Genomic DNA, 21,324 nt, shown 5'->3' on the forward strand with positions numbered 1-21,324 from the left:
CCCGCTTTCCTACATCCCTTCGAGCTCGGCCATAAGGTCACTGAGCCGGTCGACTTTGTCCTCATCCAGCGCAGTGCCCTGCAGCCCACGCACATACTCCGCCAACTCCTCAACCGTACTGCACTCGAACATCGCCCGCAGCGGGACGTTCAGCTGCAACTGTTTCTGCACCCGCGAGGCAATCTGCGTTGCCAGAAGCGAATGCCCGCCCAGCTCGAAGAAGTTGTCGTGCACCCCTACCCGCTCGGCCTTCAGCACGTCGGCCCAGATACGGGCGAGCACCTCTTCCAGCTCGTCGCGTGGCGCCAAGTAGGCCTGGCCATGCTGGCCGCCGATGTCGATGGCCGGCAAAGCCTTGCGGTCGAGCTTGCCGTTGGCGTTGTGCGGCAGGCTGTCGAACCAGCCCCAGTGCAGCGGCACCATGTATTCCGGCAAATCAGCACGCAGGCGTTGCTTGACCTGCTCAAGCAGCGCGGCATCGGCGGTGACGCCCTGATGAGCCACCAGGTATCCGACCAGGTGCTTGCCGTTGACACCGTCCTGTACACCCACGGCGGCGTCGCGGATTTCGGCCTGCTCGTGCAGGCGGGCTTCGATTTCACCCAGTTCGATCCGGTAACCGCGGATCTTCACCTGGTGGTCGATACGACCGACATATTCGAACACGCCATCCGGGCGCTGCCGTGCCAAGTCACCAGTGCGGTACAGGCGCTCGCCCGGCGCACCGTGCGGGTGCGGGATGAAGGCCAGAGCGGTACGCTCCGGGTCGCCGACATAGCCCCGGCCCACGCCGGTACCGGCTACGCAAAGCTCGCCCACCGCGCCCAGCGGCACCAGGGCCTGGTCCTCGCCGTACAGGTACAGGCGGTTGTTGTCGGTTGGCGTGCCGATCGGCAGGTAGCTGCCACGGGTCGAGGCCAGGTCGACGCGGAAGAACGCCACGTCATCGGAGCACTCCGCCGGGCCGTAGGCGTTGACCAGGCCGATGCCCGGGTAGCGCTGCAGCCATTGCGCGGCCAGCTCCGGCGGCATGGCTTCGCCGGTCGGCAGCATCCAGCGCAGGCCACCCAGCGCCTGATGATCGTTGGCCAGCATGCCCTGGATCAGCGAGGGCACGCTCTCCAGCACCGTGATGCCGGTGGCCTGAACATGCGTCAGCAGGCCCTGCGGATCGTGGGCGATGGCGTTTGGCACAATCTCGACCCTGGCGCCGAACAATGGCGCGGCAAGGAACTGCCAGACCGAGATATCGAAGCTCTGCGAGGCGGTCTGGGCAATCACATCATGCTCGCTCAGCGCCAGGTACGGCACCTTGCTCAGCTGGTTGTTGAGCATGCCGCGCTGCTCGACCATCACGCCTTTGGGCAGGCCAGTGGAGCCTGAGGTGTAGATCACGTAGGCGAGGTTGTCCGGCCCGCTGTGGATACCCGGGTTGTGGCTGGCGATGTTGCTCGATTGCACCTCTTCCCATATCAACAGCCGCGGCCGCGCCACGCCGGCCAGTTCGCCCAGCAACAGGCGCGCCTGCTCGGCACAGGCTGCGCTGCACACCAGCACCGGCGTGCGGCTGAGCTCGACGATACGCTGCAAGCGCGCCGACGGCAGGCCAGGGTCCAACGGCAGGTAACCGGCACCTGCCTTGAAGCTGCCGACGATCATGCCCAGCAGTGGCAGGCCCCGCTCGGCCAGCAGCGCGACCGGCTGATCGATGCCTGCACCCGCAGCGACCAGCGCATGGCCCAGGCGGTTGGCTGCCAGGTTCAAGCCGGCATAGTCATAGCTCGCCTCCATGCAACGGGCCACCGTGCGCCCGGGGTGTGCAGCAACCTGTGCCTCGAACTGCGCGACGTAGCTCTGCTCCAAGGCATAGGCCCGTTCGGTGTGGTTGCACGCCTGAAGCAGGAAGCGTTCCTCTGCCTCACCCAGCAACGGCAGCTCGCTGACCTGCCCGTCGAAACCTTGCACCAACGCCAGTAACAGGCGCTTGAACTCGGCCAGCAGGCGCTCGACGGTTGAATGGTCGAAGTAGCGCTGGTCGAACGACAGGTGCAGACCAAGGTCGTCGCCCGGGTAGCACACCGCCGTCAACGGGAAGTTGGTGTGAGTACGGCCCGAGTCCGAGCTGGCGTTGAGGTGCTGGGCATGGTCGAGCACCGCGGTCTCCACCGGGGCGTTCTCGAACACGAACAAGCTGTTGAACAGCGGCTGGCCTTTGGGCAGTTCGCTGCACTCCTGGATCGTCACCAACGGCAGGTATTCGTATTCGCGCAGCTCCATGTTGCGCTCCAGCAGGCCTTGCAGCCACTGCCGCACGCTGCACCGCTGGCCCGGTTCGGGTAATTGCACACGCAGGGCGATGCTGTTGATGAACAGGCCGACGGTGCGCTGCATCTGCGGCATGCTCACCGGCCGCCCGGCAACGGTCACGCCAAAGGCCACGTCGCGCTCGCCGCTGTAGCGTGCAAGCACAAGGGCCCAAGCCGCCTGAGCAAAGGTGTTGATGGTCAGTTGGTGAGCCTGGGCCAGTTCGCGCAGGCGCACGCCATCACTTACCTCCAGGCGGGTGTAACAGTCACCGACCAGCATGCCGTCACCGGCATGATCATGACGCAGGGGGCGGTCGCTTGGGATCGCCGTGGCGCGCTCGAAGCCGGCCAGGTTGGCCTGCCACCAGCGTCGTGCTTCGTCCAGGTCCTGGCGTTGCAGCCAGCCGATGTAGTCGCGGTAGCGTGGCGGCACCGGCAGCTGGGCCTGGCGGCCTTCGCCGAGGGCCTGGTAGAGCTCGAAGAAGTCGTTCATCAACAACGAGCGGCACCAGGCATCGATGAGGATGTGGTGGTTGCTCATCATGAACCAGTAACGCTCATCGTCCACCCGCACCAGCCGCAGGTGGAACGGCGCCTGGCGCAGCAGGTCGAAGCCGGCCTCGCGCTCTTGCTTGTGCAGTGCTTGCAGGCGTTGTTCCTGGGCCGTGTCGTCGAGGCCGCGCCAGTCCTGGTAGTCGACAGGGGTGTTACCCGCTTTGTGGATGATCTGCAGCATCGCTTCGCCGGCATTCCAGCTGAACGATGCCCGCAGTGCCTCGTGGCGCGCCACCACCGCCTGCCAGGCCTGGGCGAAGCGCTGCGGGTCGAGGGCGCTGTTGATGCGGTAACGGTCCTGCATGTAGTAGATGCCGGTACCCGGCTCCAGCAGCGTATGCAGCAGCAGCCCCTCCTGCATTGGGGTCAGCGGGTAGACGTCTTCGATTTCGGCAGCCGGAACCGGCAGCGCGTCGATCTGTTCCTGGGTCAGGTGCGCCAGTGGGAAGTCCGAGGGCGTGAAGCTGCCCGTACCCTGGGCCAGGCAGTGGCCGACCACGGCCAGCAGTTCGTGGCGATAAGCCTCGGCCAGGCGCGCAATGGTCTGCTCGTCGAAACGCTCGCGACTATAAGTCCAGCGCAACTGCAAGGCACCGCCATAGACCTGGCCGTCGACGCTCAGCCAGTTCGGCAGTGGCGCGTCGAGGTCGTGGGCCAGGCCTGCAGGGGCATCCAGCGGCTGGAACAGCGCCGCACTTTCGAACTGCTGGTCGAACTGGCCGAGGTAGTTGAAGGTGATGCGTGCTTGCGGCAGCGCGGCCATGCTCTCGCGCCCGGCCTCATCAGCCAGGTAACGCAGCACGCCGTAACCCTGGCCTTTGTGCGGCACCTCGCGCAGCTGTTCCTTGATGCGTTTGATCGAGGTGGCGCGGGCGCTGTCGTCCTCACCCGCCTGAGGGTTCAGGCGTAGCGGGTAGGCACTGGTGAACCAGCCCACGCTGCGGGTCAGGTCCATGTCTTCGAACAGCCCGTCACGGCCATGGCCTTCTAGCTGCACCAGCACCTCGTCGTCACCGGTCCAGCGGCAAAGCGTGCGCGCCAGGGCAGTCAGAAGCAGGTCGTTGACCTGGGTGTGGTACGCCGCGGGGGCCTGTTGCAACAACTGACGGGTCTGCTCCACATCCAGGGCGATGGCCAGGGTATCGGCATGCCGCTGCAGGTTGCCGCCCTGCGGGTGATCACATGGCAGTTCATGGCGCACATCCCCCAGCCGGTCTTGCCACCAGCCGAGCTCATCGCGCAGCGAATCGCTGCCGGCGTAGCTTGCCAGGCGCGCAGCCCAGTCGGCCATGGCGTGGGTCTTGGCCGCCAGCGGCTGACCACGGTACAGCGCCTGCAGGTCTTCGAGCAGCACGCGCCAGGACACTCCATCGACCACAAGGTGATGGATCGCCAGCAACAGCCGCTGGGCGCCCTGCCCGTCGCTGACCAGCAAGGCCCGCAGCAACGGCCCCTGAGCCAGGTCCAGGCTGCGCTGTACGTCGGTGTACAGCGCCTGACAGGCATTGAAATCGGCCACCGTGGCAGTCCATAGCAATTGCTCGCCAGGCGATGCGGCGTATTCGCCCTGCCAGCGGCCATCTGCCTGGGTAAACCGCAGGCGCAGGCTGTCGTGGTGTGCCACCAGGGTGGCCAGGGCCCGCTCCAGCAGGGCGCTGTCCAGCGGCACGCGCGCCTGAAGCAAGACGGCCTGGTTCCAGTGTTGCGGTTGGGCCACCTCACTGTCGAAGAACCAGTGCTGGATCGGCGTCAGGCCGCTGCGGCCCTGGCGCTGGCCCTGTTCGATGCTGTTCGCTACCTCGCTGCGGCTGACCACGGCGGCCAGTGTCTGGATGGTCTGGTGCTGGAACAGGTCGCGCGGGGTGAACTGCAGGCCCAGCTGACGGGCCCGGCTGACCACCTGGATGGACAGGATCGAATCACCGCCCAGTTCAAAGAAGTTGTCCTGCACGCCCACGCGGGAGACGTTGAGCACCTCGCGCCAGATCTGCGCCAGTTGCTCCTCAAGCGCGTTCGCAGGTGCCAGGTACTGTTCGCGGGCCTGTTCCAGGTCTGGCAGCGGCAAGGCACGGCGGTCCAGCTTGCCGTTGCCCATCAGCGGCAGGCTGCCCAGCAGCACCAGGTGCGCCGGCACCATGTAATCGGGCAGGTGCTGGCGGGCGTGCGCCCTGACCGCTTCGCGCAACCGGGCCTGGACCTCACTGTCAGCGCTGGCTTGCTTGCACACCAGGTAGCCGACCAGCTGTTTGCCGCCGGGCAAGTCGTGAGCCAGCACCACAGCCTCTTCGATATCGGCATGCGCCTGCAGACAGCTCTCGATTTCGCCAAGCTCGATACGGAAGCCGCGGATCTTCACCTGCTGGTCGGCACGCCCGACATACTCAACCAGGCCGTCGGCGCGCAGGCGCACCAGGTCACCGGTGCGGTACAGGCGCCCACCGTCATGGCTGAACGGGTCGGCGACAAAACGCTCGGCGCTCAAGCCAGGGCGGTCGTGATAGCCCTGGGCAAGCCCTACCCCGCCGATGTACAACTCGCCGATGCCGCCTTGTGGCAGCAACGCCAGGTCATCATCGAGGATATAGGCACTGCGGGCACCGATCACCCGGCCGATCGGCACGCTGCCGGCATCGGTGGGCAAGGTGTCAGGGGCAAGACAAGCCAGGGGCATGACCACCGTCTCGGTCGGGCCGTAGGCGTTGAAGAACTGCTGGGGGGCGAATGCCTGGCGGATACGCGTCAGGTGCTCGCCGGTCAGTGCCTCGCCACCGGTGATCACCAGGCGTACCGGCATTTGCTCGCCCTGCCCGGCAAGGTACTGGGCCAGCTGACTGCCATAGCTTGGGGTGAAACCGAGAATGCTGACCTTTTGCTCGCGCACCAGTTGGCAGATGTCCTCTGCGCCCCATTGCCCTTGGGCACGCAGCACCACGCGGGCGCCGCACAGCAGCGGCACCAGCAGGCGCTCGCTGGCCGCGTCGAAGTTGATCGAATAGAAGTGCAGTTCGCAGTCGTCGCTGCGCATGCCGAAGGCCTTGATCACCGCCTGGCAATGCATGGCGATTTCACCGTGGCTGACGACCACACCCTTGGGTTTGCCGGTGGAGCCCGAGGTGTAGATCAGATAGGCCTGGTGCTGCGGCAGGTTGAGGTTGTCCAAGGGCGCATCGCTGTAGGCGGACAAACCTGCGGCGTCGTCCTCCAGGCTCCAGCGCGCTACGCCGTCGGGCAGTTCGCCAAGGGTTTCGAGCAGCGCACGCTGGCTCAGCAGCAGGCCGATACGGCTGTCCTCGATCATGTAGCGCAGGCGGTCGAGCGGGTATTCCGGGTCGAGCGGCACGTAAGCGCCACCGGCCTTGAGGATCGCCAGCAGGCCGACGACCATCTCCAGCGAACGCTCCAGCGCCAGGCCCACGCGCACCTGCGGGCCGACACCCCGCTCGCGCAGGGCACGGGCCAGGCGGTTGGCCTGCTGGTCGAGCTCGGCATAGCTCAGGTGCCGGCCGCCGAAGGTCAGCGCGCCGGCTTGTGGCGTGCGTGCAGCCTGGGCGGCGAACAGGCCGTGAAGGGTCTGGTCAGGGGCGGGATCATGCTCACCCTGCAACTGGTCGAGCAATACCTGCTGTTCGGCCCCGGCCAGCATCGGCAGCTCGCACAGGCGCTGTTGCGGGTTGTCCAGCAGGCCGACCAGCAACTGTTGCCAATGCTCGGCCATGCGCGCGATCCGCGGTTCATCGAACAGGTCGCGACTGTAGGTCAGGCAGCAACCGAGACGGCCATCTAGGTCGGTCACCTCCAGGTACAGATCAAACTTGGTGGCGCTGGCATCGTTGACCAGGTAATCCACCTGCATGCCTGCCAGCTCACGGCTTTGCTGGAAGGCCCAGCGCTGCACGTTGCACATTACCTGGAACAGCGGGTTGTAGGCGCTGCTGCGCGGTGGCTGCAAAGCTTCTACCAGCTGCTCGAACGGCAGGTCCTGGTGGGACTGGCCTTCGATGGCGGCCTGGCGCACCTGGTTGAGCAAGGCGGCGGCGGTCATCTGCCCGTCCACCTCGCAGCGCAGCACCTGGGTGTTGAGGAAGGCGCCGATCAGCCCTTCGCTTTCGGGGCGGATACGGTTGGCCACCGGCGCACCGATGCGCAGGTCGCGCTGGCCGCTGTAGCGGTGCAGCAAGGCGGCCAGGGTGGCGGTCATGGTCATGAACAAGGTCAGCCCGCGCTGGCTGTTGAAGGCATGCACGCGGGCAACCAGCGCCGGGTCCAGCTCAAAGCGGTACAGCTCGCCACGGTGGGTCTGCACGGCCGGGCGTGGCCGGTCAGCCGGCAGGGCCAGGACCGGGTGCTCATCGCCCAGGCGGGCTTTCCAGTAGGCCAGTTGGCGCGCCCCTTCGCCGCTTTCCAGCCACTGCCGCTGCCAGACGCTGTAGTCCAGATACTGCACCGGCAACGGCGTCAGTGGCGACTCGCGCTCATCGACGAACGCTTCGTACAGCTCGCCCAGTTCGCGGGCGAAGATGTCCATGGCCCAGCCTTCGGTGACGATATGGTGCAGCGTGAGCACGAAATAGTGCTCGCGCTCCGCGGCCTTGACCAAGCAGGCGCGCAACAGCGGGCCACGTTCCAAGTCGAACGGCTGGTGCGCCTGGGCGTCGGCCAGTTGCTGCAGGCGCTGCTCGCGGATGGCTGCCGGCAAGGTGCTGAAGTCCTGCCAGTCCAGCTGTACGGCGCCGTCGGCGGCCACGCACTGGTACGGCACACCGTCAATGGCGGGGAACGTGGTGCGCAAGGTTTCATGGCGCACGATCAACGCCTGCAGCGCGCGCTCGAACGCATCCACATGCAGCGTGCCACGCAGGCGCGCCATGCCGCCGACGTTGTAGGCCGGGCTGTCCGGCTCCATCTGCCAGAGGAACCACATGCGTTGTTGCGAATACGACAGCGGCACAGCCTGACGGCGGTCGACGCGGGTGATCTCGCCCTGCAGGTTGCGTTCGCCGGCTTCGCGGATGCGGGCGATCTCGGCGCAGAAGGCGCCCAGCTCGCTGGCTTCGAACAGCACCTTCAAGGGCAGCTCGACATCGCAGGCCTGGCGGGTGCGCGAGACGATCTGGGTGGCCAGCAGCGAGTGCCCGCCAAGGGCGAAGAAATCGTCGTGCAGGCCGATGCGCGGCAGGCTCAGCACCTCGCACCAGATGGCCGCGACCTGCTGCTGTAACGCTGTCTGCGGCGCTACATGTTCGCGCTGCTGCCAGACCGGTGCCGGCAACGCCTTGCGATCGACCTTGCCGCTAGGGCCCAGCGGCATGTGTTCAAGCGCGATCAGTTGCGCTGGCACCATGTAGGCAGGCAGGCGTTCGGCCAGGCTGGCGAGCAATGCCTCAGCTTGCCCCGGGCCGCTGTAGTAGCCGACCAGCTGCGCGCCCACGGCGTCCTTATGGATCAGCACCAGCGCTTGCTCGACACCCGGCTGAGCAAGCAGGCAGGCTTGGACTTCTTCGGGCTCGACGCGAAAACCTCGCACTTTCACCTGTTGATCCAGGCGGCCGAGGTATTCCAGTGCCTGGGCCTGTACCTGCCAGCGGGCACGGTCGCCACTGCGGTACAGGCGCTCGCCATTGCCATCGGCCTGCGGCACGAACCGTTCGGCGGTCAGGCCAGGACGGCCCAGGTAGCCGCGGGCAAGACCCGCACCTCCCAGGTACAGCTCGCCTGGCACGCCCGGTGCGGCCAGTTGCAGTTCGCCATCGAGCACACGGCACACCACGTTGCCCAACGGCCGGCCAATGGGCGAGCGTTCGCCGTCTTCAGCACGGCAGTGCCAATGGGTGACGTTGATGGCGGTTTCGGTCGGGCCATAGCGGTTGTGCAGTTGGACCTGCGGCAGCCGTTGCAGCACGCGGTCGCGCAAGCTCGCCGACAACGCCTCGCCACCGCAGAACAGCCGGCGCAAGCTGGTGCAGCCAGCGGCCAGCGGCTCTTGCACGAACACCTGCAGCAAAGGCGGCACGAAGTGCAGCGTGGTGACCCCGTGCTGCTGCACCAGCGCGGCGATGCGCTGCGGGTCACGGTGCTCGCCGGGGCCGGCTAGCACCAGCTTGCAGCCGGTGATCAGCGGCCAGAAGCACTCCCAGACCGACACGTCGAAGCTGATCGGCGCCTTCTGCATCAGCACATCGCCAGCATCCAGCGCATAGGTGGCCTGCATCCACTGCAGGCGTTCGGCCAAGGCTGCATGGGTATTGCCCACGCCTTTGGGCTGGCCGGTGGAACCGGAGGTGTAGATCACATAGGCCAGGTTGTCGCCGTGCAGGTGCAGGCCTGGCGCGTGGCTTGGCCAGCTGTCCAGGTGCAACTGGTCAAGGGCAATAGCGCTGACGCCGTCGACTTGCGGCAAGGTGGCCAGCCTACCGCTGTTGCTCAGCAGCAGGCTGGCCTGGCAATCGCGCAGCATGTAGGCCAGGCGTTCGGCCGGGTAGTCGACATCAAGCGGCACATAGGCACCGCCTGCCTTGAGGATCGCCAGCAGACCGACCAGCAGCTGCGGCGAGCGCTCCACAGCGATGGCCACGCAGCAGTCGGGGCCGACGCCTTTGTCGCGCAGGTAATGGGCCAGGCGGTTGGCTTGTTGGTGCAGCTCGGCGTAATCCAGGCTGCCGCCTTCCCATACCAGCGCCCTGCGCTCAGGGGTCTGGCGCGCCTGTTCATTGAGTTGCTCGACCACCAGGCGCTGCGGTGCCGGCGCCGGCGCCTGGCCCCAGGCCAGCAATTGGTGGCAGCCTTGCTCATCCAGCAAAGCGACTTCGCCCAGGGCCAGTTGCGGGTCCGCGCACACTTGCTCGAGCAGCGCCAGCAGGTGCTGGGCCAGGCGGGTGACGGTATCTTCGGCGAACAGCTCGGCGGCGTAGTCGAAGGCCAGGCTCAGGCGGCCCAAGTGGTCTTCCTCGCTGTGCAGCTGCAGGTCGAACTTGGCTTCGCGGCTATGCCATGGCAGCTCTTCTGCCAGCAAGCCCGGCAGGCGGCGCAAGGCCGATAGGTCGCGCTGCTGGTGGTTGAACATGACCTGGAACAGGCCCTGCTCACGGGCGTCGGGCAACGCTTCGAGCAGTTGCTCGAACGGCAGGTCCTGGTGGGCCTGGGCATCGAGGCTCGCTTGGCGTACCTGAGCCAGCAGTTGCGTGAACGGCAGGCGGCCATCGAGCTGCGCTCGCAGCACCTGGGTGTTGATGAAGAAACCGACCATGCCCTGGGTTTCCTGGCGCGGGCGGTTGGCATTGGGCACGCCGACACGGATGTCGTGCTGGCCGGTGTAGCGGTGCAGCAGGCCCTGCCAGGCTGCCAGCAGCACCATGAACAAGCTGGCCTGATGTTCGCGGGCCAGGCCCTTGAGTGCTTCGCTCAGCTTGGCCGGTACTTTTACACTCAAGCGTGCGGCGCGGTTTGCCTGCTGGCTGGAACGCGGCTGGTCCGGGTGCAGGTCGAGCACCGGCAGCGCATCACCCAGCCGGGCTTTCCAGTATTCAAGCTGGTGCGCGCTTTCGCCTTGGGCCAACCATTGGCGCTGCCAGTTGCCATAGTCGGCGTAACCCAGTGGTAAAGGCGCCAGCGCAGCCTCAAAGCCCTGGCAGCGGGCGGCATACAGTTTGGCGAATTCGTCGAGCAAGATGTTCAGCGACCAGCCATCGGCGACGATGTGGTGCAAGGTCACCCACAGCTGATGGTCTTCGTCACCCAGCCGCACCAAGGTCACGCGCAGCAACGGGCCCTGGCCCAGGTCGAACGGTAGCTGTGCTTCGGCTTCACGGCGCTCGGCCACGTCGGTGGCTGGCAGCCCTTGCAGGTCCAGGTGCCGCAGGGTGAACGCCTGCCGGGGCAAGATGCGCTGCAGCGCCTGGCCGTGTTCTTCGCTGAACACGGTGCGCAACGATTCGTGGCGCGCCACCAGCGCCTGGAATGCGGCATCCAGCGCAGCTTCGTCCAGCTCGCCGCGCAGGTGCAGGCCGGCAGGTATGTTGTAGGCCGCCGACTGCGGCGCCAGCTGCCACAGCAGCCAAAGGCGGTTTTGCGCCAACGACTGCGGCAGGGCCTGCCCACGGTCAAGGCGGGCAATGGTCGCCTTTTCGCCACCACCCTGGGCAAGGATTGCCGCCACGGCAGCGCTGTACTGCGCCAGGGTCGGTGCTTCGAACAGCGTGCGCAGGCCCAGCGCGATTCCCAGCTCATCGGCCAGACGCGCAGTCACCTGAGTGGCAGCGATGGAGTTGCCGCCCAGCAGCAGGAAGTGATCATCGGCGGCGACTGATTCGGCCTTGAGCACCTCGCACCAGAGGGCCGCGATGTGTGCTTGCAGGCCGTCGCCGGCAGCGGCAGTTTCACCGGTTTCGACGGGCGTCGGGAAGCGGGCATAGCAGTCCAGGCTGCCATCGTCCATGCGCAGGCGGCAGGCCGATCTCTGCAGCTTGCCGCTGGAGGTCTTGGGCAATGCCCCCGGGTTGAGCAGCAGGACCACGGCAGGCGCCTGGCGGCAGGCGTCGGCGACGACCTGGCGCAGCGTCTTGATCAGCGCCTCGGGGGTGGACGCTTTCTGCACATTACGGCTGATTTCCACCGCTACACCGATCCCCTCTTCACCCTGGTCGTCCACGGCAAATACCGCTACACGGCCCTTGCGCAGCACATCGACTTCACGTTCCAGGGTTTTTTCCAGGTCCTGCGGATAGAGGTTCTGGCCACGGACGATCAGCATGTCTTTCAGGCGCCCGGTGACGAACACTTCACCTTCACGCATGAAGCCCAGGTCACCGGTACGCAGCCACCTCTGGCCGTCCATTTCGACAAAGGTCCGCGCGCTGGCCTCAGGGTTGCGCCAGTAGCCCGAAGCGATGCTGGGGCCAGCGGCCCAGATTTCGCCAACCCGATTGTCACTCAGCACGTCCAGGCACTGCGGCTCGACGATACGTACCGCATGGCCTGGCTGCGGGTAGCCGCAGCTCATCAGCACGCTGCCCTTGCCGGCTTCTGCGCGGTTGGCGGCAAAGGCGTCGGCATCGAGTTCCAGCGCGCCGATGCCTTGGCCACGGCGGCTGCCGCTGACGAACAAGGTGGCCTCGGCCAGGCCATAGCTGGCAAAGAAACTGCTGGGCGTGAAACCGCAGGGGGCGAACTTCTCGGCGAAGGTGTCCAGGCTGTCCTGGCGGATCGGCTCGGAGCCGGAATAGGCCACACGCCAGCGGCTCAGGTCGAGGCTGGCCAGGGCCGCCTCACTGACCCGCTCGCTGCACAGGCGGTAGGCAAAGTCCGGCCCGCCGCTGATGGTCCCGCCGTATTCGCTGATCGCCTGCAGCCAGCGCTGCGGCCGCGCGAGGAAGTAACCTGGCGACATCAACACACACGGTACGCCACTGAAGATGGGCTGCAGCAGCCCGCCGATCAGGCCCATGTCGTGGTACAGCGGCAACCAGCTGACGATCACATCGTCGGGGTTGAGGTCGATGCCAAACCCATGGCGGATCAACTGCTCGTTGGCCACCAGGTTGCCGTGGCTGACCTGCACGCCCTTGGGCAGCGCGGTGGAGCCGGAGGTGTACTGGAGGAAGGCGATGTCGTCGCCGGCCAGCGCCGGTTCGCGCCAGTCATTAGCCAGGGCCGGGTCCAGGCCATCCACCGTCAGCAGCTCAGGGGCGCTGTCTGCGGCGAGTGCTTGCAGGCCCTGCAGGCTGTCGTGCAGCGCTGCGACGGTCAGCAGCAGGCGGGGCTCGGCGTCATCGATGATCGACAGCAGGCGCTCCTGGTGATGCTGGCGCGAAGACTCCGGCGGGTAGGCCGGCACAGCGATGACACCGGCATACAGGCAGCCGAAGAACGCCGCCACATAGTCCGGCCCGCTGGGGAACAGCAGCACGGCGCGGTCACCGAACGCGGCGCGGGCCTGCAAGGCTGCTGCGATGGTGCGCGCACGCATGTCCAGGTCCCGATAGCTGAGCACCGCCTGCTCGCCGGGGGCATCGGCCAAAAAGCGCAAGGCGATGCGGTCAGGGGTGTGCGCAGCACGTTGCGCCAGGGCCTGGACCAGCGAGAGCGGGAGTTCGAAGGCGTCCATCATGGGGTGTTCCTGCCAGTGTCTGGGTAAGTCGGGCCGGCTGCCCCGCGTGGTTCGGCGGGCAGCGTCCGGCGGCCGGATGTACACAGGGGAACGGATGGGCAGCGCAAGAAATTACCGGGATGTCGCAGTGACCAGGCGCACGGAAAGTGACGCGCATCACGATCGCCTGCTTAGAACTTAAACTAACAGATACTCATTAACTTTCGTATTTGACAATCATTATCATTCTGAATAATTTGTCGCACGTCGTAGGAAGCTTCCCCATGTGGGGTGCTCCTATTCCCCTCTGTGACAAGGTGATTTCCATGGCGGAACAACTATCCACAAGTAAGTGCGATTCACCATTACTCCAGGCATTCGTCGACAACCGCAGTATCCTGGTCAAGATCGCAGCCCGCATTACCGGCTGCCGCTCACGGGCCGAAGACGTGGTGCAGGACGCTTTCTTCCGGCTCGGCGCCGCCCCCCAGATCACCTCGTCGTTCAAGGCCCAGCTCAGCTACCTGTTCCAGATCGTGCGCAACCTGGCCATCGACCATTACCGCAAACAGGCGATGGAGCTGAAGTATTCAGGCAGCGAAGAGGAAGGCTTGAACGTGGTCATCCAGAATGCCTCGCCCGAAGCCACGCACATCAACCTGGCGGCCCTCGAGCACATTGCCGAGGCGCTCAACGAGCTACCCCAGCGCACCCGTTACGCTTTCGAGATGTACCGCCTGCACGGCGTGCCGCAGAAAGACATCGCCAAGGAGCTGGGTGTGTCGCCCACGCTGGTCAACTTCATGATCCGTGATGCGCTGGTACATTGCCGCAAGACCGCCAGCCGGCAGGTCTGAAGCAGCTGCAAGCTTCAAGCTACAAGATGGATCAGCGGCGACGCGCTCCTCTCTTGCAGCTTGAAGCTTGAAGCTCGAAGCTCGAAGCTCGAAGCCCCCTAAGCCAGCCTGCAACGATCGAAAAACCGCTCCCGCCCCAGAATCATCAACGCTGCGCGCTTGTGCGGAAAATCGAACTCCTTGTCGCAATGGAAGCACTGGTCGTGCATGTAGCCGATCATCTTGCCATTGTCGGCACGGGGCTCGGCCACCACCCGCTGGGTGCGAGGGTCATCCAGAAACAGGTAATGCACCAGCGCCGACAGCCAGCTGGCGACCTTGTGCGGACCGCGATGCGCCTGCTCACCCACCAGCATGTGGATGCCGCGGTCGTAGTCGTCAGCTTGATAGAACGGCGCGATGCGGTCTTCCTTGGCCCAATAAGCCTCGAAGTAGGCAAATGGCTGATCGTCGAAACAGCCGATCAAGGTCACGGTGTGCGGGTCGGCTTCCAGCTTGGCCAGGTATTCCCGGTGCTGCTCCAGCGACCCGCCCTCCTGCCAGAACTGCTCCACACGCGGGTTGTTTTGCCAGCGATTGAAGCGCTCCAGGTCCTGGTCGATCTCCAGGGTGCGCAGCGACACCCAACTCCCCAGGCGCGCATCGAAGCGCCGATACACCTCGCCATGGGGCTTGGGTGCGCGGCGCGGGTGGCGCTTGCCATTGCTGATCTGCATCTGTTGTGGGTATGCGCCGCTGACCAACTGGCCAAGCCAAGGCTGTGGCAACTGCCAGAACATAGCGCGCTCGCACAGGTACACGCCTGGCTGTTCCGTGCTGAGCAACAGGCCGCTGGCGAGGGTCTCAGGTACAGGCTGGGGCAGGTGCCAGGCAAGGCGCTGACAGGCTGGATCCCGCGACAACAACCAGTAACAGGCGGCCCACAGGGCCTGCTGTGGGCGTTCGGGGCATAGGCGTTCAATATGCACCGCCAGGGTAGCAGCTGGCGCCAGGCGCACCTGGATCAGCGGGCGACCCTCCAGGGTCAGGCTCAACCAGCAATCGCCCTCTTCAGCGCTCAGGCTGCGCCAGCGAGGCTGTGACAAGGGCTGAGAAGCGGCATCGAACGGCATGGTCAGGGCTCACAGAAAATGAAAGAAAGGCTCACTTCTGAAAACGTCACTGCAATCGGGGAATTTAGTCATGGGGGGCTTCGACGGTGATCCGGTAAGGCTGGAAGATGCGGGCCAGTTCGCCGGTATCACGCAGGTGGCGCAGCAGCGCGGCCAATTGCGCATCGCTGATAGGCGCGCCGGGGCGCAGCAAAGCATAGTGATGGTAGACCTGGTCGATGCGCGTGGAGGCGATCAACCGGCTGTGACTGGCCGGGTTGCGCGCCAGGAAATCACTGAGGTAAGAGCGCGTTACCAGCGCGATGTCGGCTCGGCCAGCCTGGACCATCAGCAGGTTGCTGTCGTGCGAATAGGTCAGCGTGGCGTTGTAGGTCTTGCGCAGGTAGTTGGGGTCCGGGTTGAAACGGGCGAATGCATAGTGGTAGCCGTTGAACAGCGCCAGGCGCTTGCCGGCGAGATCATCGAAATAGTGCTGGTCCCGGCCATCGGCCTGTTTGGCCACGAACACCTCGGCATCTTCCAGGCCCATGTCCACCGCCTGATGCGGTATCCGTTGCCAGCCCCACTGCGGGTTTTCGAAGATGGCCATATCGGTGCGGCCTTGCTGGAAATCGCCAAAGCGCCGCTGAATCGATGTGGGCACCAGCACGAAACGATAATCTTGCTGCAGACGGTTCAACGCTTCGACCAGTTGCGGCAGCAGCCCGGTGTCAGCCCCCTGCTCGGGGCGAACCGTATAAGGCGGGAAATGCGCAGCACCGATCTTTACCTCGATGGCATCGGCAGCCCAGACCGGAGCCGCCAGCCATACTGCGGCCAGCATCAACAGGGTGGTCAAAGCCTTCCGGCCGGGCGCTGGAGTCAAGACGGACACTCATCACGGTTCATACCTGGATGCGCCTAAGCTAGGCGTTTTCCTGGCAAGGCACAACTGCTGGTTATGCCAAAGTGAGGGCATTTTGCCAGGGGATGCCGTGACGCCGGACATTGGCTACGCTGCTTTGGCATGTATGGCGAGGGAGCCTGGTATGGGCCACTGGTTGGTGATCGACCTGGAAGCCACCACCGACGACGGTGGCTGGCCGGTGACGGAGATGGAAATCATTGAAATCGGCGCCAGCCTGGTGACCCGTGAAGGCCGCGAAGTGGACCACTTCCAGCGCTTCGTGCGGCCCAGGCGGCGGCCGCAACTGACGCCGTTCTGCCGCGAACTGACGCACATCAGCCAGGCCAATGTGGATAGCGCAGCGCCATTTCCCGAGGTATGGGCGCGTTTCGAACGTTGGTTGGGGCACCATCGCGGGCAATTGCAGGCCTGGGTCAGCTGGGGTGATTACGACCGCCAGCAATTGCTGCAGGAATGGCAGCAACATGAACTCGACAGCCTGTTGCGCAACCTGCCGCATATCAACCTCAAGCAGCGCTTCGCCAAGGCTCGTCATCTGCAGCGCCCGACGGGCCTCAACGGTGCCCTGCAACTGGCCGGTATGCATTTTTGCGGGCAACAGCACCGGGCGCTGGAGGATGCCCGCAATACCGCGCGGCTATTGCCCTTGAGCCTGCCGGGCATTTGAGCTCTGGGCCGCCTGAAAGCAGATGACGGGGCGGATGGGCTTGGGCATACTGGCCAGCCCTTTTTCATCCCCTCTTTTTCAGGAGTCGCCCCATGTTCAAGGTCAACGAGTACTTCGATGGTACCGTCAAGTCGATCGCCTTCGAAGGCACTGAAGGCCCGGCCACCGTCGGCGTCATGGCACCGGGCGAATACGAGTTCGGCACCGCCAAGCGCGAAATCATGCATGTGGTTTCCGGTGCGCTGACCGTCAAGCTGCCGGGCAGCGACAACTGGGAAACCTTCAACGCCGGCGACAAGTTCAATGTGGCCGCCGACAGCAAGTTCCAGCTGAAAGTGGCGGTGGATACCGCCTACCTGTGCGAGTATCGCGACTGATCTGTTGCTGCACACACGGTCGCTTGTAGGAGCGGCCTTGTGTCGCGAAAGGGCTGCGAAGCGGCCCCAGGATTCAGCAGCGCAACAACAATTGCTGGGTCTGCTTCGCAGCCCTTTCCGACCGGTCCGGCGCCCCGGCAAGGCCGCTCCTACAGGTAGTCAGCCTCTGAGGAACCCCGCAACCTTCTCAGCCGCCGCCTGCAAATGCTGCTCATGGCTGAACCCCGAAGCCTTCAGCGGTTTCAGATCATGATCGCCTGCCACCAGCCAGCTCACCTCGATCGACGGTGACAACGCATACCCCTGCACGGCTTCACGATTACCCAGCGCATCCCGCTCGCCCTGCACGATCAAAGCAGGCGTCTGCAAGCCCGCCAAATGCTCGACCCGTGGTTTTTCCGGTTTGCCCACGGCATAGAACGGATAGCCCAGGCACACCAGCGCGTCAGCACCCAACTCGTCGGCCAGCAGGCTGGCCATGCGCCCGCCCATTGACTTGCCGCCAATCGCCAGCTTGCCCGTGACCAAAGGTCGCACCTGCCGGTACACCTCGCGCCAGCATTCGAGCAACACCTTCTGTGGGTTGGGTGGCCGCTTGCCACCCCCTGCCCTGCGCTCGGCCATGTAGGGAAACTCGAAGCGAACCACCCCTACGCCAAGCGCCGCCAGCCTCTGCGCCATTTCATCCATGAACCCGCTGTCCATCGGCGCGCCAGCGCCATGGGCCAGGATCAGGCACGCCGCAGCACTGCCATCTTGCTGATTCTGCGCCGGGTTGCAGTGCAAGCCTGGGACATTTCCGATCTTCGCCCATTGATCCCCGTCAATACCGGCACGTTGCCCATTAATCATGCTTGCCTCGCTGTAAAGCCTGCCAATAACCGTGGATGGGAACCCATACATGAACACAACCAGCAGTACCGCCTATAACTACAAGGTGGTCCGCCAATTCGCCATCATGACGGTGGTGTGGGGAATCGTCGGGATGGGGCTCGGCGTCTTCATCGCCGCCCAGCTCGCCTGGCCTTCCCTTAACTTCGACCTCCCCTGGACCAGCTTCGGCCGCCTGCGCCCACTGCATACCAATGCGGTGATCTTCGCGTTCGGCGGCTGCGCTCTGTTCGCCACCTCCTATTATTCGGTGCAACGCACCTGCCAGACCACCCTCTTCGCACCAGGGCTGGCCGCGTTCACCTTCTGGGGTTGGCAACTGGTCATCCTGCTGGCGGCCATTACCTTGCCGCTGGGTTACACCAGTTCCAAGGAATACGCCGAGCTGGAATGGCCGATCGACATCCTGATCACCATCGTCTGGGTCTGCTACGCCATCGTGTTCTTCGGCACTTTGATCAAGCGCACCACCAAGCATATCTATGTCGGCAACTGGTTCTTCGGTGCCTTCATCCTGACCGTAGCCATGTTGCACATCATCAACAACCTGGAACTGCCGGTCAGCCTGACCAAGTCGTACTCGGTCTACGCCGGGGCCACCGACGCCATGGTGCAGTGGTGGTACGGCCACAACGCCGTGGGCTTCTTCCTCACTGCTGGCTTCCTGGGGATGATGTACTACTACGTGCCCAAGCAGGCCGAACGCCCGGTGTACTCCTATCGCCTGTCGATCGTCCACTTCTGGGCGCTGATCACCCTGTACATCTGGGCCGGTCCCCACCACCTGCACTACACCGCGTTGCCCGACTGGGCGCAGTCGCTGGGCATGGTGATGTCGCTGATCCTGCTGGCCCCCAGCTGGGGCGGCATGATCAACGGCATGATGACCCTGTCAGGTGCCTGGCACAAACTGCGCAGCGACCCGATCCTGCGCTTTCTCGTGGTGTCACTGGCGTTCTACGGCATGTCCACCTTCGAAGGCCCGATGATGGCCATCAAGACGGTCAACGCCCTGTCCCACTACACCGACTGGACCATCGGCCACGTGCATGCCGGAGCCCTCGGCTGGGTAGCGATGATCTCCATCGGCGCGCTGTACCACACCATTCCACAAGTGTTCGGCAAGGCACGCATGTACAGCATCGGCCTGATCAACGCGCACTTCTGGCTGGCGACCATCGGCACCGTGCTGTACATCGCCTCGATGTGGGTCAACGGCATCGCCCAAGGCCTGATGTGGCGCGCGGTGAACAGCGACGGCACGCTCACCTACTCGTTCGTGGAAACCCTGGTGGCCAGCCACCCGGGCTTCATCGTGCGTTTCGTCGGTGGCGCGATCTTCCTCAGTGGCATGTTCCTGATGGCCTGGAACACTTGGCGCACCGTACGTGCACCAGCCACCGAGGCCGCCCCTGCCAACGCCCAGCTGGCCTGAGGAGACCTGCCTGATGAAACATGAAGTCATCGAAAAAAACGTCGGCCTGCTGGCCCTGTTGATGGTGTTCGCCGTCAGCATCGGCGGCCTGACCCAGATCGTCCCGCTGTTCTTCCAGGACGTCACCAACAAGCCGGTCGAAGGCATGAAGCCTTACACCGCGCTGCAGCTTGAAGGCCGCGATATCTATATCCGCGAAGGTTGCGTGGGCTGCCACTCGCAGATGATCCGCCCGTTCCGCGCCGAGACAGAACGCTACGGCCACTACTCGGTGGCCGGTGAAAGTGTGTGGGACCACCCGTTCCTGTGGGGCTCCAAACGCACCGGCCCGGACCTGGCCCGGGTCGGCGGGCGCTACTCAGACGACTGGCACCGCGCGCACCTGTACAACCCGCGCAACGTGGTGCCGGAGTCGAAGATGCCGTCCTACCCATGGCTCGTCGCCCAGCAGGTCGACAACAGCCACACCGACACCAAGATGCGCACCCTGCGCACCCTGGGGGTGCCGTACACCGACCAGGACATTGCCGGTGCGCGTGATGCGGTCAAGGGCAAGACCGAGATGGACGCCCTGGTCGCCTACTTGCAGGTGCTCGGCACCGCGATCAAGAACAAGAGGTGAGTGCGATGGAAATGGATATCGGCATGATCCGCGGCGTGGGCACCCTGGTGGTGATGATTGCCTTCATCGGCCTTTCGCTGTGGGTTTTCAACCGCCGTCGCGACCATGATTTCGCCGAAGCGCGCCTGCTGCCTTTCGTCGACGACCGCCTGCCCCCTGCCGGGCAGGACACTGGCATGAGGAGTAATCCCCAATGACTACCTTCTGGAGTACGTACATCTGCGTACTGACCATCGGCAGCCTGATCGGGCTGACCTGGCTGCTGCTGTCGACCCGCAAGGGCCAGAGCAGCAATACCACCGACCAGACCATGGGGCACAGCTTCGACGGCATCGAGGAGTATGACAATCCGCTGCCCAAGTGGTGGTTCTGGCTGTTCGTCGGCACCCTGGTGTTCGCAGTCGGCTACCTGATTCTCTACCCGGGCCTGGGCAACTGGAAGGGCATCCTGCCCGGCTACGAGAATGGTTGGACCGGCGTGAACGAATGGCAGAAGGAAATGGACAAGGCCGACGCCAGATTCGGCCCGATCTTCGCCAAGTATGCAGCCATGCCAGTCGAGGAAGTGGCCAAGGACCCGCAGGCATTGAAGATGGGCGGCCGCCTGTTCGCCTCCAACTGCTCGGTATGTCACGGCTCGGACGCCAAAGGCGCCTATGGTTTCCCCAACCTGACCGACAATGACTGGCGCTGGGGCGGCGAGCCCGAAACCATCAAGGCGTCGATCATGAATGGCCGCCACGGCGTGATGCCGGCCTGGGCTGAGGTGATCGGCGAACAGGGCGTGGCGGATGTGGCCGCCTACGTGCTGACGAACCTTGATGGCCGCAGCCTGCCGGAAGGCGCCAAGGCTGATGTGGCCAAGGGCAAGGAGATCTTCGCCGGCAACTGCGTGGCCTGCCACGGGCCCGAGGGCAATGGCACCCCAGCCATGGGCGCACCTAACCTGAACCATCCGCAGGCGTTCATCTACGGTTCGAGCTTTGCCCAACTGCAGCAGACCATCCGCTATGGCCGCCAGGGGCAAATGCCGGCCCAGGTGGAAATTCAGGGCAATGACAAGGTGCATTTGCTGGCGGCTTATGTGTACAGCCTTTCGCAGGGTGACATGACTGAAACCGTGACTGCCAAGTAACAACCCGGGGTTGCTCTGCAGCCCATTCGCCGGCTTGCCGGCGATTGGGCCGCAAAGCGCCCCCGGCACCTCCCCGCCCCTAGCCCCGCCTTGCACCCCCTCCGAACAGAACTAAGCTTGTTGCCACAGTGGCCTTCGCTGTCAATCCAGCGAAGCAGACGCGGTGCATCGCCTGACGCCGTCTGGAAAAAAAGCTTGACCGATCGATCAGAAAAAGGTGAAAAACGGTACACATTACAAATATTTATTTGTGTACAATCGCCCAGACCCTATTGCCGCGGGACACCGGCAACAGGGCCCGGACACGGGTCGGCGCAGGGCTCCTTGCGTTGCCATAACCCTGGCGGTTATCGATACTGGCGCCGATTTTTCAACCAAC

Annotated in this window: 11 protein-coding genes; 7 read left to right on the forward strand and 4 right to left on the reverse strand. The window is 64.6% G+C overall.

Features of this window, described 5'->3' with window-relative positions; all coding sequences use genetic code 11:
* Window positions 1–9: 9 nt before the first annotated feature.
* Window positions 10–12,963: a non-ribosomal peptide synthetase gene (locus JET17_RS18075; protein WP_012315395.1), complete on the reverse strand. Its 12,954-nt coding sequence runs from the start codon at window positions 12,961–12,963 to the stop codon at window positions 10–12.
* A gap of 305 nt (window positions 12,964–13,268) precedes the next feature.
* Between JET17_RS18075 and JET17_RS18080 the strand changes: the two genes are divergently transcribed.
* Window positions 13,269–13,799 carry an RNA polymerase factor sigma-70 gene (locus JET17_RS18080; RefSeq protein ID WP_012315396.1) on the forward strand — a complete coding sequence of 177 codons (531 nt, stop codon included), beginning with the start codon at window positions 13,269–13,271 and terminating at the stop codon, window positions 13,797–13,799.
* 98 nt (window positions 13,800–13,897) lie between these two features.
* On the opposite strand, the gene JET17_RS18085 is transcribed toward JET17_RS18080, so the two are convergent.
* Window positions 13,898–14,911, reverse strand: a complete 1,014-nt coding sequence (locus JET17_RS18085; protein ID WP_012315397.1) for a GNAT family N-acetyltransferase — start codon at window positions 14,909–14,911, stop codon at window positions 13,898–13,900.
* Between the two features lie 64 nt (window positions 14,912–14,975).
* Window positions 14,976–15,776 (reverse strand): substrate-binding periplasmic protein, encoded by an 801-nt coding sequence (locus tag JET17_RS18090; protein WP_042111604.1) that lies wholly within the window; start codon window positions 15,774–15,776, stop codon window positions 14,976–14,978.
* A gap of 163 nt (window positions 15,777–15,939) precedes the next feature.
* Here JET17_RS18090 and JET17_RS18095 point away from each other — a divergent pair, with 163 nt between their 5' ends.
* Both JET17_RS18095 and JET17_RS18100 read left to right on the forward strand, forming a co-directional pair.
* Window positions 15,940–16,485, forward strand: coding sequence for an exonuclease domain-containing protein (locus tag JET17_RS18095; protein WP_012315399.1), 546 nt, complete (start codon window positions 15,940–15,942; stop codon window positions 16,483–16,485).
* Window positions 16,486–16,577: 92 nt separating this feature from the next.
* On the forward strand, window positions 16,578–16,862 hold the full coding sequence (locus JET17_RS18100; protein ID WP_012315400.1) for a pyrimidine/purine nucleoside phosphorylase: 285 nt from the start codon (window positions 16,578–16,580) through the stop codon (window positions 16,860–16,862).
* Window positions 16,863–17,021: 159 nt separating this feature from the next.
* On the opposite strand, the gene JET17_RS18105 is transcribed toward JET17_RS18100, so the two are convergent.
* The gene (locus JET17_RS18105) at window positions 17,022–17,714 is read right to left on the reverse strand and encodes an alpha/beta family hydrolase (protein ID WP_012315401.1); all 693 of its coding nucleotides are present in this window, start codon (window positions 17,712–17,714) and stop codon (window positions 17,022–17,024) included.
* Window positions 17,715–17,763: 49 nt separating this feature from the next.
* Here JET17_RS18105 and ccoN point away from each other — a divergent pair, with 49 nt between their 5' ends.
* Genes ccoN through ccoP form a run of 4 tightly spaced genes read left to right on the forward strand, consistent with a single transcriptional unit; the run spans window position 17,764 to window position 20,945 of the window.
* On the forward strand, window positions 17,764–19,188 hold the full coding sequence (ccoN, locus tag JET17_RS18110) for a cytochrome-c oxidase, cbb3-type subunit I (RefSeq protein WP_012315402.1): 1,425 nt from the start codon (window positions 17,764–17,766) through the stop codon (window positions 19,186–19,188).
* Window positions 19,189–19,201: 13 nt separating this feature from the next.
* A complete protein-coding gene (gene ccoO, locus JET17_RS18115) occupies window positions 19,202–19,810 on the forward strand; it encodes a cytochrome-c oxidase, cbb3-type subunit II (protein ID WP_012315403.1) in 609 nt (202 codons plus the stop codon).
* A 5-nt stretch (window positions 19,811–19,815) separates the two neighbouring features.
* Window positions 19,816–20,007 (forward strand): cbb3-type cytochrome oxidase subunit 3, encoded by a 192-nt coding sequence (locus JET17_RS18120; protein WP_012315404.1) that lies wholly within the window; start codon window positions 19,816–19,818, stop codon window positions 20,005–20,007.
* Window positions 20,004–20,945 (forward strand): cytochrome-c oxidase, cbb3-type subunit III, encoded by a 942-nt coding sequence (ccoP, locus tag JET17_RS18125; protein WP_012315405.1) that lies wholly within the window; start codon window positions 20,004–20,006, stop codon window positions 20,943–20,945. The genes JET17_RS18120 and ccoP overlap by 4 nt, the downstream gene beginning before the upstream one ends.
* Window positions 20,946–21,324: the final 379 nt, after the last annotated feature.

The sequence above is a fragment of the Pseudomonas putida genome (assembly GCF_016406145.1).
Taxonomy (GTDB): Bacteria; Pseudomonadota; Gammaproteobacteria; order Pseudomonadales; family Pseudomonadaceae; genus Aquipseudomonas; species Aquipseudomonas putida_E.